The 14,616-nt window shown below is 32.7% G+C and carries 11 protein-coding genes and 1 other RNA gene; all 12 read right to left on the minus strand.

Annotated elements, in window-relative coordinates; translation table 11 throughout:
- Window positions 1-82: 82 nt before the first annotated feature.
- Window positions 83-856: a tRNA threonylcarbamoyladenosine dehydratase gene (locus IDG65_RS03025; protein ID WP_000682646.1), complete on the minus strand. Its 774-nt coding sequence runs from the start codon at window positions 854-856 to the stop codon at window positions 83-85.
- Window positions 856-984, minus strand: coding sequence for a hypothetical protein (locus IDG65_RS03030; RefSeq protein ID WP_001808039.1), 129 nt, complete (start codon window positions 982-984; stop codon window positions 856-858). The genes IDG65_RS03025 and IDG65_RS03030 overlap by 1 nt, the downstream gene beginning before the upstream one ends.
- Window positions 985-1,048: 64 nt before the next feature.
- Window positions 1,049-1,239: non-coding RNA, 6S RNA (gene ssrS / locus IDG65_RS03035), on the minus strand.
- Window positions 1,240-1,316: 77 nt separating this feature from the next.
- The gene (gene aspS / locus IDG65_RS03040) at window positions 1,317-3,083 is read right to left on the minus strand and encodes an aspartate--tRNA ligase (RefSeq protein WP_000044799.1); all 1,767 of its coding nucleotides are present in this window, start codon (window positions 3,081-3,083) and stop codon (window positions 1,317-1,319) included.
- A gap of 15 nt (window positions 3,084-3,098) precedes the next feature.
- Window positions 3,099-4,361: a histidine--tRNA ligase gene (hisS, locus tag IDG65_RS03045; RefSeq protein ID WP_000590826.1), complete on the minus strand. Its 1,263-nt coding sequence runs from the start codon at window positions 4,359-4,361 to the stop codon at window positions 3,099-3,101.
- Window positions 4,362-4,821: 460 nt separating this feature from the next.
- Entirely contained in the window at window positions 4,822-5,697 is an 876-nt protein-coding gene (locus IDG65_RS03050) for an N-acetylmuramoyl-L-alanine amidase family protein (RefSeq protein ID WP_000717800.1), read from the minus strand.
- Window positions 5,694-6,146, minus strand: coding sequence for a D-aminoacyl-tRNA deacylase (gene dtd / locus IDG65_RS03055; protein WP_000869983.1), 453 nt, complete (start codon window positions 6,144-6,146; stop codon window positions 5,694-5,696). Before dtd ends, IDG65_RS03050 begins: the two co-directional genes overlap by 4 nt.
- An 11-nt stretch (window positions 6,147-6,157) precedes the next feature.
- On the minus strand, window positions 6,158-8,347 hold the full coding sequence (locus IDG65_RS03060) for a RelA/SpoT family protein (protein WP_001058583.1): 2,190 nt from the start codon (window positions 8,345-8,347) through the stop codon (window positions 6,158-6,160).
- 427 nt (window positions 8,348-8,774) lie between these two features.
- Entirely contained in the window at window positions 8,775-9,293 is a 519-nt protein-coding gene (locus IDG65_RS03065; protein WP_061385087.1) for an adenine phosphoribosyltransferase, read from the minus strand.
- Between the two features lie 21 nt (window positions 9,294-9,314).
- Window positions 9,315-11,588: a single-stranded-DNA-specific exonuclease RecJ gene (recJ, locus tag IDG65_RS03070; RefSeq protein WP_000595016.1), complete on the minus strand. Its 2,274-nt coding sequence runs from the start codon at window positions 11,586-11,588 to the stop codon at window positions 9,315-9,317.
- A 202-nt stretch (window positions 11,589-11,790) separates the two neighbouring features.
- A complete protein-coding gene (secDF, locus tag IDG65_RS03075; RefSeq protein WP_000749795.1) occupies window positions 11,791-14,070 on the minus strand; it encodes a protein translocase subunit SecDF in 2,280 nt (759 codons plus the stop codon).
- A gap of 274 nt (window positions 14,071-14,344) precedes the next feature.
- Window positions 14,345-14,605: a preprotein translocase subunit YajC gene (gene yajC, locus IDG65_RS03080; RefSeq protein ID WP_001160682.1), complete on the minus strand. Its 261-nt coding sequence runs from the start codon at window positions 14,603-14,605 to the stop codon at window positions 14,345-14,347.
- Between the last annotated feature and the right edge of the window lie 11 nt (window positions 14,606-14,616).

Below are 14,616 nucleotides of genomic sequence, written 5' to 3' on the forward strand. Positions count from 1 at the left end.
CTATGCTTGCGAACTAGTCAGTTTTAGTTTTATGGTGCGGTTACACTTGCCTTACGTTGAAAATTATGACTTTCAAAATTAATTATTGCCCTTTGTCTTTAATGCGACGAACTGGAATATCTTTTAATACGTCATTCACCACATAACTTGCACAAATTAATCCAACAACACTTGGCACAAAGGCATTTGAAGAAGGTGGCATTTGTCCTTTTCGATTGATAGCATTTTTATCTCCAACTATATCTTTTACATCTTCTCTTATGACAATTGGACTTTCATCTGAAAATACAACTGGAATCCCTTTACGAATTCCTAGTTTTTTCAATTTTTGACGAATAATTTTGGCCATTGGATCGGTATGTGTTTTAGAGATATCTGAAATTGTAAAACGTGTTGGATCTGTTTTATTTGCAGCACCCATACTGGAAATCACTTTAATCCCTCGGTCAAGACACTCTTTCATTAAGTGTACTTTGTACATTATTGTATCACTTGCATCTACAAAATAATCTATATCGTAATTATCGAAAATTTCTTCATATGTCTCTTCTGTATAAAACATATGTAAAGGTGTGACTTTACAATCTGGATTAATTAATTTAATACGTTCTTCCATCAAAGAAACTTTACTTTGTCCTACCGTTGTAGTTAAAGCATGTAATTGTCTGTTTACATTTGTAATATCAACATCATCTTTATCAATTAATATAATATGACCAATATTCGTTCTTGCTAATGCTTCAGCAGCAAATGAACCAACACCTCCAACGCCAAGTATGACAACAGTTTGTTGCTTCAATAAATCTAAACCTTGTTGTCCAATCGCTAGTTCATTTCTTGAAAATTGATGTTTCATTATTTTACCTCTTTCACTGATTTATACATAAGTACATAGTAACTTAAAATTTTATATTTAGCATTATTGCTTTGATTATTTTTCAAAAATTCAACGAAGAAACATTTATTAAACGCTATTAAACCCAACTAATTCTTTATTAAAAACTTAAAGAAACGCATAAAAATACGCAAGACAAAGTCTTGCGTATCGATAGAGTCCGTATTGCCGTAGTTATAATAGCTTGATCATTCGGCCTGTTATATACAGGTGGGTGCCCTGTTTCTTGTTTTGTACGTCCTTCATATAAGGCGTGTACGCTGCAAGAAAACCCATTGGGCTCCCTTGATCAAAGAGTGTTAGGCCCAAATTAAAAAGCAAACTTACGAACAACTCAGATGACTATCTTATGATGTTATATTACCACATAATTAAAATTAATGAAATTATAACAAACCAAAGTTTATTGATTTTTTAAAATTTAGTGACGAATTCGCAAAGAAAGTTCTTCTAATTGTTTATCAGAAACTTCACCAGGCGCATTCGTTAATAAACATGTAGCAGATGCTGTTTTAGGGAATGCGATTGTATCTCTCAAGTTTGTTCTATTAGTCAATAACATGACTAATCGGTCTAATCCTAATGCAATACCGCCATGTGGTGGTGCACCATATTTAAATGCATCTAGTAAGAAGCCGAACTGTTCTTGTGCTTGTTCTTTAGTAAATCCAAGAACTTCGAACATTTTTTCTTGTAACTCACCATCATGAATTCTGATTGAACCGCCACCTAATTCATAACCATTTAATACTATGTCATAAGCATTTGCCTCAGCTTCTTCTGGCGCAGTGCCAAGCTTAGCAATATCAGCTTCTTTTGGAGATGTAAATGGATGATGTGCTGCAACGTAACGTTTCGCATCTTCATCATATTCTAATAATGGCCAATCTGTCACCCATAAGAAGTTTAATTTTGTTTCATCGATTAAACCTAATTCTTTAGCTAATTTGACACGTAATGCACCTAAACTTTGTGCAACGACATTTGGTTTGTCTGCAACAAACATTACTAAGTCACCAGCTTCAGCACCAGTTAATGTAAGTAATGTTTCAACATTTTCTGTTTCAAAGAAACGTCCAATTGGACCTGTCAAACCATCTTCCACAACTTTAACCCACGCTAATCCTTTAGCACCATAGATGTTTACAAATTCTGTTAAAGCATCCATATCTTTACGAGTATATTGTTCAGCCGCACCTTTAGCGACAATTGCTTTAATTTCACCATCATTTTCAACAGTATCTTTAAATACTTTAAAGTCCATATCACGTCCTAATTGAGAAACGTCAATTAATTCCATTTCAAAACGCGTATCTGGTTTATCAGAACCATAGCGACGCATCGCTTCTTTATATGTCATGCGTGGGAAAGCGCCATTAATTTCAACGCCTTTAACTTCTTTAACAACTTTTTTAAGCATTTCTTCACCCATTTGCATCACATCTTCTTGGTCTACAAAACTCATTTCAATATCGACTTGTGTAAATTCAGGTTGACGATCTGCACGTAAATCTTCGTCACGGAAGCATTTTACGATTTGGTAGTATTTGTCAAATCCACTAATCATCAATAATTGCTTAAATAATTGTGGTGATTGTGGTAATGCATAAAATTCACCATCATGAACACGAGATGGTACTAAATAGTCACGTGCACCCTCAGGTGTTGACTTCGTTAGTACTGGTGTTTCGATGTCAAAGAAACCTTCATCATCCAAATATTGACGAATAGAACGTGTAATTTGATGTCTCATTTTAAATGTTTGCGCTAACTCTTGACGACGTAAATCTAAATAACGGTATTTTAATCGAATATTTTCATCAACGTTAACATTTTCTTCATTTATAGAAAATGGTGGTGTCTCAGATTTATTAATCACTTTAATATTTGTAACTTGTACTTCAACTTGGCCAGTTTTAATTTTAGGATTAACTGTTTCAGGGTCACGCTTCGTAACTGTACCTTGAACTTCTACAACATATTCAGAACGTACTGTTTCAGCAATTTTCAATGCCTCTTCTGAAAATGCAGGATTAAACACGACTTGTACAATTCCTTCTCTATCTCTTAAATCAACGAAAATCAATCCACCTAGGTCACGACGATTGTTAACCCATCCTTTTAATGTAATTTCTTGTCCTAAAAATGCTTCAGTAACTAATCCACAATAAGTTGTTCTCTTACTCATATTTTAACGCCCTCTCTACTTCTTAAAATATTCGACTAATGCGTCTAATTCAATTGTTTCAGATTCACCAGTTGTCATATTTTTAACATCGATTTTATTATTTTCTAATTCTTGATCACCAATAACGATTGTAAACTTGGCACCTAAACGGTCTGCTTGTTTCATTTGTCCTTTAATTTTACGCTGTAAGTAGTCTTTATCTGCTTTAATACCATTATGTCTCAAATGATTTAATAACTTCACAGCATATCGATCTGCTTGATCACCCATTGTAACAATGAATAAATCTAAGTTTTCTTCAATATCTAATTCGATACCTTCTTCTTCAAGTGCAAGCAATAATCGTTCTATACTTAGCGCAAAACCAATACCTGTTTCACTTGGACCATCTAGCAATTCTAATAAACCATTATAACGGCCACCACCACAAAGCGTTGTAATGGCACCATCATAGTTAGGGTTATCCATCATTAATTCAAATGCTGTATGTGTATAATAATCCAATCCACGAACTAAGTTAGGATCTTCAATATATGGAATACCTAAATCATCTAAATAAGCTTTTACTTGTTCATAATATGCCTTAGATTCCTCATTTAAGAAATCAGTGATTCTAGGTGCAGTCTTAATCGCTTCTTTATCACGGTCAACTTTACAATCCAAAATTCGCATCGGATTTGTATGCAAACGTGATTGACAATCTGAACAAAATTCATGAATTACTGGTTCAAAGTGTTTCACTAACGCTTCGTTATATTCTTTTCGAGACGCCATATCCCCTACACTATTAATAACAAGCTTTAAATGTTTTAATCCAAATGATTGATAAATATGCATAACCATAGCTAATACTTCTGCATCTACGCTAGGATTTTCAGCACCAATAGCTTCTACACCAAATTGATTAAATTGACGATAGCGCCCTTTTTGCTTACGTTCATATCTAAACATCGGTCCATTGTAATAAAGTTTAATTGGTTGGTTTGGATTACCTTGCATTTTATGTTCAATATATGAACGTACAACTGCAGCTGTTCCTTCAGGTCTTAATGTAATACTTCTATCGCCTTTATCTTTAAATGTATACATTTCTTTTTGTACGACATCGGTTGAATCACCAACACCTCTTGCAAAAAGATCTGTACTTTCAAAAATTGGTGTTCTTATTTCTTTATAATTATAAAATGTCATTAATTCATCTAATTGATTTTCAATGTAACGCCATTTCTTTGAATCTTCAGGTAAAATATCCTGCGTCCCTCTAGGTATTTTAATCATTTTGACATCTCCCTCGGCAAACTATTTTATTTAATTACCTTTTTAAAACTAAAACTATATACGATCACTTAACTTTGCATGATAAATCATAATTTTAAAAGCAAAAGAAAAAGCCCTTGCACAGCCTGAAACTGCACAAGGGACGAATATCCGTGTTGCCACCCTCATTGGTTTAAAAAACATGCCTAATTGTAATCATCATTACTTTTTATAAGCGTGCATTAAATAAACCCACTCAAAACGTTTAACGTACGTTTAACGGCTTTACTTTTCATAAAGCACCTCTTCTTGTGTTCAATGTATATAAACTACTCAGCATAATCTTTCAGTCTATGGATTATATTCCTACACAATCTTAGTTAGATTGCTACCTATTTCATTTACCATTTCAAGAATACTAACGGTTTTAGTTATAAAATTCAATATCAATGATAACTACTTTCACATATTTTTGCAAGCCCTACGCAGAAAAATAAATTTTAAGGCCATCAACAATTGCTTGTTCTAAAATTTGTCTATGTAATTGATCTTTAATCATCGTTTCATCAGTTGGGTTACTAATATAACCTAATTCTAATAAAACAGCAGGAACTTTTGTTTGTCTTAACACTTGATAATTTTCTTGTCTTGAACCGCGATTAGAAAGTAGACCTTTCTTCTGAATCGTAGCGTCTAACGTATCTGCTAAAGCTCTTTGATTATCATGATACCAATAAACTGTCATTCCATTTGCATTAGATGATTCTAATGCATCATTATGTATACTCAAATAGGCATCGCCTTTGATATCACGATTTTCTAGTGAAACATATGTATCGTCTGTTCTTGTCATCTTAACAGTTGCGCCTTCTTTTTCTAAAGTACGCTGCAATTCTTTTGCTGTTTTCAACGTATAGTCTTTTTCTAAACTTTTATATTTAGTATTGCTTGAAGCACCCTGGTCACTACCTCCATGACCAGGATCAAGCACTATTGTTTTACCTTGCAAAGGATTTTTCTCCTTCGTATTATCCGCGACAATATCTAAATTTGTGTGCCATCCAGCTATCCAACCTTTTTCATTACTGGATGTATCTTCAACTTCAATCCATTTACCTACTTTACCAATCTTTTTAAAATGGTCACCTTTCTCAACTTTATATATGACTGGATACGCAGCGTTTGGACCTGTACGTAATTCAGCATTTTCAGTTATCGTGATGTTCCCACTATCTTCACTATTGCTATTCAGCAATAAAAATAAAAAGATGATAAATAAGACAAAGGCAATCACTACTATTAGAGTACGTTTATTTTTAAGACCCTTTTTAGATAACCATGCCTCTATTTTTTTCATTGAATTTTGCCGTCCTGACTTTCATAAATAATAGTGACTGGACCATCATTATTTATGCTAACATTCATGTGTGTTCCAAATTCACCTGTTTTCACAGTAAGACCATACGCTCGTAGCGCATCATTAAAATACTCATAAATTTTTACCGCTTGATCAGGATTTTTAGAATTTGAGAAACCTGGACGGTTACCTTTTTTTACATCTGCATAGAGAGTAAATTGTGAAACTGATAGTATTTCACCATTCATTTGTTGGATATTAAAGTTTAATTTATTATTGTCATCTTCAAATAATCTTGCATTAGCAATTTTCTTTGCAATTACATCTGCATCTTGCTCTGTAGAGTTCTGACCGATACCGACTAATAAACAATATCCTTTTTTGATTTGATTATTTAATGTATCATTCGTCACCGATGCTTCTTTAACTCTTTGTACAACTACTTTCATATTTTGCACCTCTAGTTCCAAACTCTTGTTACTGTATAAACATCACCAAGTTGTTTGATCTTTTCTACCACACGATAAACATCATTCACGTTTTTCACCATGACACTAATATTTATTATTGCATTTTTATCAATATCTGAACGTCCTGAAACTTTAATTAAATTGCCGGCTGTCGAGCTAACAGCTTGTAGTACTTCATTCAACAAGCCATTTCGGTCATACGCAGTTACCTCTAAATCAACCTGATATTTTTGAGTTGCGTCTTTTGATTTTACCCATTCAACATTAATTAGTCGTTCAGTTTCGTTCTTAATATTTGGGCAATCAGTGCGATGTACTTTAATACCGTGACCTTTGGTGATATAACCTACAATATCATCACCTGGTATAGGATTACAACATTTTGACAACTTGATAAGTACATTTTCTAAACCTTCTACATAGACACCACTATCAGTAATGATGTTGTCTTTAATAGGCAATGATTTCGTAACTTCTTGTGCTTCATTTAAAGCACGTTGTTTATCTAAAATACGTTGTCTTTCAGTTAATTTATTAACAATCTGTAGGGATGTCACGCCGCCAAATCCTACAGCTGCGAATAAATCATCTTCATTTGCAAAGTTATATTTTTCATTAACAACCTGAATATTTTTCTCTGTCAAAATATCTTCGACTCTAAATCCTTGCTCTTTTATTTCAGCTTCAACCATCATTCGGCCTTTTTCAATATTAGATGAACGATCTTGTTTTTTGAAGAAACTTTTAATTTTACCTTTGGCACTAGACGATTTAACAATTTTCAACCAATCACGACTTGGTCCATATGAATGTTTACTAGTACGTATTTCAACAATATCGCCTGTTTGTAAAATATAGTCAATTGGTACAATTTTGCCATTCACCTTGGCACCAATCATCTTATTACCTACTTCACTGTGAATCGCATAAGCAAAATCAATCGGCACAGCACCATATGGCAACTCAATAACATCACTCGCTGGGGTAAATGCGTATACTTTGTCACTCTGTAAGTCATATTTTAAGGTTTCCATAAATTCTTGAGCGTCAGACGATGTATGATCCGCTTCAGCTAATTCTTTTAACCAATTTAACTTATTTTGATAAGTTTGATCTTTTTCACTTACTTTTTTACCTTCTTTGTAAGCCCAGTGTGCTGCAACACCATGCTCAGCAATTTCGTGCATATCAAACGTTCGTATTTGGATTTCGAGCGGGTCTCCATTTGGACCTACTACTGTAGTATGCAATGACTGATACAAATTTTGTTTAGGCATTGCAATATAATCTTTAAAACGTCCTGGCATCGGTTTCCATAACGTATGCACCAACCCAAGTATCGCATAACAATCATTAATAGAATTGACAATAACACGTATCGCCAACAAATCAAAAATTTGATCAAATTGTTTTTTCTGCTTCATCATTTTCCGATAAATACTGTAAATATGTTTAGGTCTACCATTTATATCGCCTTCGATATTCATTCGGTCCATTTCAGTACGTATTCTATCAATAGCCGTTTCGATATACGCTTCACGTTCACTACGTTTCTTCTTCATTAAATTGACTATTCTAAAATATTGCACATTATCAATATAACGAAGAGCTGTATCTTCTAGTTCCCATTTAATTGTATTAATACCAAGACGATGTGCTAAAGGTGCATAAATTTCTAATGTTTCTCGAGAAATTCTAATTTGTTTTTCACGCGGCATGGCTTTCAAGGTACGCATATTATGTAATCTGTCTGCTAATTTCACCAAAATTACGCGTACATCTTTGGCAATCGCAATAAATAACTTGCGATGATTTTCAGCTTGTTGTTCTTCTTTTGAGCGGTATTTTACTTTTTTAAGCTTCGTCACACCATCAACAATTCGAGCAACTTCTTCATTGAACATTTCTTTTACATCTTCAAATGTATACGGTGTATCTTCAATTACATCATGCAAAAAACCTGCGACAATCGTCGGTCCGTCTAATCGCATTTCTGTTAAAATACCTGCAACTTGTATAGGATGCATAATGTATGGTAATCCGTTTTTTCGGAACTGACCTTTATGTGCTTCATAAGCAATATGATAGCTTTTTAAAACATACTCATATTCATCTGCTGACAAATATGATTTTGCTTTGTGAAGAACTTCATCTGCACTATATGGATATTCGTTGTTCATTATATGATACACCCCATTCATATTTATTACTTCGCCTTAAACAATGATTTAGGTACTCTTGTTGAATAGTATTTGTCCCACACCAATCATACGTCCGTCGACGATAAATATTTATCCTGTCGTCATTAATCGTAATATTAATTTTACTTGAGCGAGTTTAATTTGTATACTATTCCTACTTTTAAAACTTTTACAAAAATTCGACCTAAATCTACTGTTTCATTTTTTAAATATTAGTTCTATGATACTACAATTTATGAAATAAATAAACGATGTTATTAAGGTATAATGCTCAATCATCTAACATTTTCAGTAAATAAAAAATCCTAACATCTCATGTTAAGAAAACTTAAACAACTTTTTTAATTAAGTCATTGGTTCTTATACATTTGATGAAGGATTTCATTTGATAAAATTATATTATTTATTATTCGTCGTATGAGATTAAACTCATAACATCGTAATCTTTAATTTTTTCAATACCATTTAAATATTTCAATTCAATTATAAATGCAATACCTACTACGATACCGCCTAATTTTTCAACTAATTTTATTGCTGCTTCAATCGTACCACCAGTAGCTAATAAATCATCTGTAATTAACACACGTTGACCTGGTTTAATTGCATTTTTGTGCATTGTTAAAACATTTGTACCATATTCTAGGTCATACTCATAACGAATGACTTCACGAGGTAATTTCCCTTCTTTTCTAACAGGTGCAAAGCCAATCCCCATTGAATAAGCTACAGGACAGCCAATGATAAAGCCACGCGCTTCAGGTCCTACAACGATATCAACATCTCTGTCTTTTGCGTATTCTACAATTTTATCTGTTGCATAGCCATATGCTTCACCATTATCCATAATTGTAGTAATATCCTTGAAACTAACACCTGGTTTCGGCCAATCTTGAACTTCTGATACGTATTGCTTTAAATCCATTAATATTTCCTCCTAAATTGCTCACGACAATTGTGACTTTATCCAATTTTTTATTTCTGAAAAATCTTGATATAATAATTGCTTTTCAACATCCATACGTTGTTGTCTTAATTGATATACTTTGCTGGAATCAATCGATCTTTTATCAGGTTGTTGATTGATTCGAATTAAACCATCTTCTTGTGTTACAAATTTTAAATCTAAGAAAACTTTCAACATGAATTTAAGTGTATCTGGTTTCACACTTAAATGTTGACACAATAACATACCCTCTTTCTGGATATTTGTTTCTTGTTTAGTTATTAATGCTTTATAACACTTTTTAAAAATATCCATATTAGGTATACCATCGAAGTAAATCGAATGATTATGTTGCAAAACTATATAAAGTTGAGAAAATTGCAGTTGTTGCAAGGAATTAGACAAGTCTTCCATTGACGTTGGTAAATCTCTTAATACTACTTTATCAGTTTGATGTTTAATTTCTTCACCATAATAATATTCATTCGCATTTACTTTATCACTTTTAGGATGAATAAGCACGACAATATTTTCATCATTTTCTGTAAAAGGTAAACTTTTTCGCTTACTTCTATAATCTAATATTTGCTGTTCATTCATCGCAATATCTTGAATAATTAATTGCGGTGATTGATTACCATTCCATTCGTTGATTTGAACAGATCCTAATATATTAATTGGCTGTTCATCTTGTAACTCAGGTTCTAAGTGACCATTTTGCCAAAATAGCGCGGCGATATTACTTTCACCAAGTGTCAATTTTAGATGATTTTTTTGTTGACCGATCGCCTTAACTGAAGAAACTGACAAATCATCCATTTCAAAAATAGGTCTAGAAAAATCTGTTCCGAAGGGTCTTAAACGATTCATATCACGAATATTTTTAATCGTTATATCATTTTCTGTTAATAATACGTCTACTGGCTTTACGGGATCTAACGAAGTTGTTTTAGATAATTCTTTCATCCATTTATTTAAACCTTCAGCTAACGATTCTATATTTTCAATATCCATCGTCATACCTGCAGCCATATGATGGCCGCCAAATTTAGCGATTAACTCTTGATGTGCTGATAGTATTTCAAACATCGACACTTGATCAATTGATCTGGCGGAACCTTTTGCATGATTTTGCTCCCTATCAATATTTAAAATTAATGTTGGCAAAGCAAATGTTTCGACAATTTTCGAAGCAACAATACCTAAGACACCTTCATGCCAATTTTCTTTTGCTAAAAGTAAAAATAAATCTCCCTTTTTAACTTTCGTTTCTGCCATAGCCATTGCTTCTTCTGTGATAGTTGCTACAATATCTTTTCTTTCACGGTTAAAATGTTCAACTTGTTCTGCTAAAAATGCAGCTTCTTCTTCGTCGTCAGTCATCAACAATTCGCAAGCTAATGATGCGTCATCTAAACGACCTACAGCATTAAGTCTAGGTCCAATAATAAAACCAATTGTTTCTTCATCAATATTGTCATTGTATCCCGCTTCTTTTAGCAACGCTTTAACAGAGGTCGGACATTGATCATTTAAGACTTTTAATCCTTGTTTCACTAATGATCGATTTTCATCAGTTAAGGATACTAAATCCGCAATGGTACCTATCGCAACTAATGCTTTAAAATAATCAGGTACATTTTCAATCAATGCTTGTGCTAATTTGTACGCAACACCTGCACCACACAATTGTTGGAACGGATAATTAAACGATGGATGCATTGGATGTACGATTGCATATGCTTCTGGTAATGTACTACCAATTTCATGATGATCAGTTACAATGACATCAACTCCTAAATCTTGAACCATTTTAATTTCATTATGACCTTGTATGCCATTATCAACAGTTATGATTAATGTTATGCCTTCATCATGAGCATTTCTAAATGCTAGTTCGTTTGGTCCATATCCTTCGGTAAAGCGGTTAGGAATATGCCATCCTACTTGTGCACCTAAAAGTTGTAATGTTGTCACTAAAATTGTAGTTGAGGTAACACCGTCGGCATCGTAATCACCATAAACTAGGATTTTCTCATCATTCGCTATCGCTCTTTTAATTCTTTCAATAGTCTTAGTCATATCGCTCAATTGCAGTGCATCATGATTGATATCTGTATCTGAGATGATGGCTTCTATTGTTTGTTCATCAATAATCGATTTACTTTCTAATATTTTTTTTACGATTGGCGTTAACTTTAATTTTGATGTTAATTCATCACTTATGTATTCAGCTGGTTTAGTTAATTTCCACTTATACTTCGGTTTAATCATATATATTTACGCCTCATTTCCAAAAGACATTATATCTAAAATTACTTTAAATAAAAAGCACTTATCTAAATAATCAAGACTTTAATTATACCATTTTTTAAAAATGAATGCGGGAACTTATTTATATATATTTTGTTAAATTTAAACAAAGTAAAAAGCGGTATGTGAACTCTTTATTGTTTCACATACCGCTTAATTCATTTTAAACTAAAATCTTTTCATCGTTCGATTTCTTTTCTTTATATACAACTAATTTGTGTTTCGGCGATTTTTTCAGCTGACGTTTTTTCATTATTCCCCATAGCGGAACGGCAATGAAGATTGAAGAGAATACACCAGAAATCAATCCGATAAATAATGCTAAAGTAAAGTTGAATATCGTAGGAGCACCGAAGAATAGTATAGCAACTACTACTACAATAACTGTTAATACTGTATTAATTGAACGTGTCATTGTCTGTCTAATTGATCTATTAACGATATCATCAATTTGTTCTGTTGTCGTAATCACTTTAACCTTTTGTAAGTTTTCACGTACACGGTCAAACGTTACGATTGTATCATTAATTGAATAACCGACAATTGTTAATACAGCGGCGATAAATGTTAAATCTACTTCAATTCTAAATAAACTGAAAATCGCTACTATAATGAATACATCATGTAATAATGCCAATACAGATGAAAGACCCATGCGCCATTCAAATCGTAATGATACATAGATGATGATACCTATCGATGCATAGATTAATGCAAGCATTGCATTTTTTGCTAATTCCTGTCCAATAATTGGTGATACAGTATTAATTTGAGGTGTGTCACCGAATTTCGATTTAATATTATCACTCAATTTATTATCTTGAGCACGCGTTAAATCGTCTTTAAATTGAACAGTTGCTACTTTATTATCTTTACCATTGATTTGAATTTGATCCGCTTTAAGTCCACTATCTTTTACAACTTGCTCAACCTTTTGTTGAGTAATTGCTTGTTTAGATTGGAAATCTACACGTGTACCACTTGAGAAATCAATTCCTAAGTTTAACTTGAAGATATAAAGAATAACTAAACCGACAACTACAATTAAAATACTTACTCCAATTAATGGCTTAGCTAATTTAACAAAATTCCATTTCTCGAATGAAGTTTTAAGGTCATGAACATCTACACCTTCATTAATATCATGTCGTTTATTCTTTTTAACACCAAATAACCAAAATTGATTTTTGAATATATTTGATGAAACAAGTAATGATAATAAGAATCTTGATAAGAACACGGCTGTAACAAAGATCATTAGAATACCTAATAATAACATTGTCGCGAAACCTTTAACTGAACTTTCACCGAAGAAGAATAATACTGCTGCGGCGATAACTGTTGTTAAGTTAGAATCAAAAATTGTTAGGAACGAACTTTTGTTTGCTTTAGAAAAGGCTTGCTTTATCGTTCTACCTATTCGAAGTTCATCCTTAATACGCTCATACATGATAATATTGGCATCTACAGCCATACCTACACCTAATACCAACGCCGCTAATCCTGGTAAAGTTAGAACCCCGGAAATGAAATTAAATGCTACTAACGTTAGATAGATATAAGTTGTCAATGCAATAATCGCTACTAAACCAGGTAATCGGTAGAATCCAAGCATGAATAAATAAATTAATGCTACACCAATAAACGATGCAAACACAGTTTTATCTAATGCATCTTGACCAAATTGTGCACCTACTGAGTTTGAATAAATTTCTTTCAAGTCAACTGGTAAAGAACCTGCATTTAACAATTCGGCGATTTGTTTTGCTTTTTTAACGCCTTCTTGTCCTTTAAATCCACCAGAGATTTCTACGCTATCAGAATTGATTGGTTGATCAACACTTGCTGCAGAAATAAATTTAGGGTTTTTCTTTTGTGCTTCTTTTTTATAGCTGTCACCTTTTTTGAAATCTAACCAAACAACCATGACATTATCACGTTTCTTAGAGATTTCTTCCGTTACTTTTTTAAATTTGTTTTTGTCTTTTACTTTAAAAGTAACTGTAGGCTGGTTTGTTTCCTGTTTAAATTCTTGTTTGGCAGATCCCTGTTTAATATCAGAACCGCTTAATTTTACTTTATCTTCTGCATCGCGAATTGTTAAATTAGCCTGAGAAGATAAAATTTTACGTGCTTCATTCTGGTCTGTTACACCAGCAAGTTGAACTCTAATTCTATTAGGTTCTTCAACTTGAATTTTAGGTTCGGAAACACCTAAAACGTTAACACGATTTTCTAATGTTTGCGCTGTTGATTGTAAGGCTTTTTTATCTATTTTGTCGCCTTTATTTAAAGGATCGACTTGATAAAGCACCTCAAATCCACCTTGCAAATCAAGTCCTAAATTGACATTCTTTATAACACTTTTATAAGTTGCAGCCATTCCGGCAAACAACAATACGACTAAAAGCAAGAACGCAATTATTCTACTACTTTTCTTCACATGAACACCTCATTATTTACGTATGTATTTAGAATACTTGAATACTATTTTATAACGCAAGTTAAATCTTTCTTACAAAATTTATTAGCCTTATACATATTAACATACTAGAGCAGGGAGTAAAAATAGTCATAGATATATTTAATTTAAATTTAACAATTATTATGTATCACAATTTCTTTTTTTGGAATAAAAATAAGCTATTCTACATACTACTTATAACTTAAAAAGGATGAAACGCTATTCGTTTCATCCTTTTTAATACCACTTCTCGTTATGAAGGGTCAACTTGTTTAATAGCAGGTTTTTCGAAAGTTAATTCAGTACCATGACCATTAACTGTAATAACAACAGTTGTTTCATCTACTGCTTTAACAGTACCTTTAATACCACCAATAGTTGTAATTCTTTGACCAGATTGAATGTTATTAATCAACTCACGATGCTGTTTCGCACGTTTTTGTTGTGGTCTAATCATCAAGAAATACATAACCGCAAAAATTACGACTATATATATTAGTAATGAAAATTGCATTTTATACGCTC

Origin of the sequence: Staphylococcus sp. EG-SA-17 (assembly GCF_017151845.1) — a bacterium.
Lineage (GTDB): Bacteria > Bacillota > Bacilli > Staphylococcales > Staphylococcaceae > Staphylococcus > Staphylococcus aureus.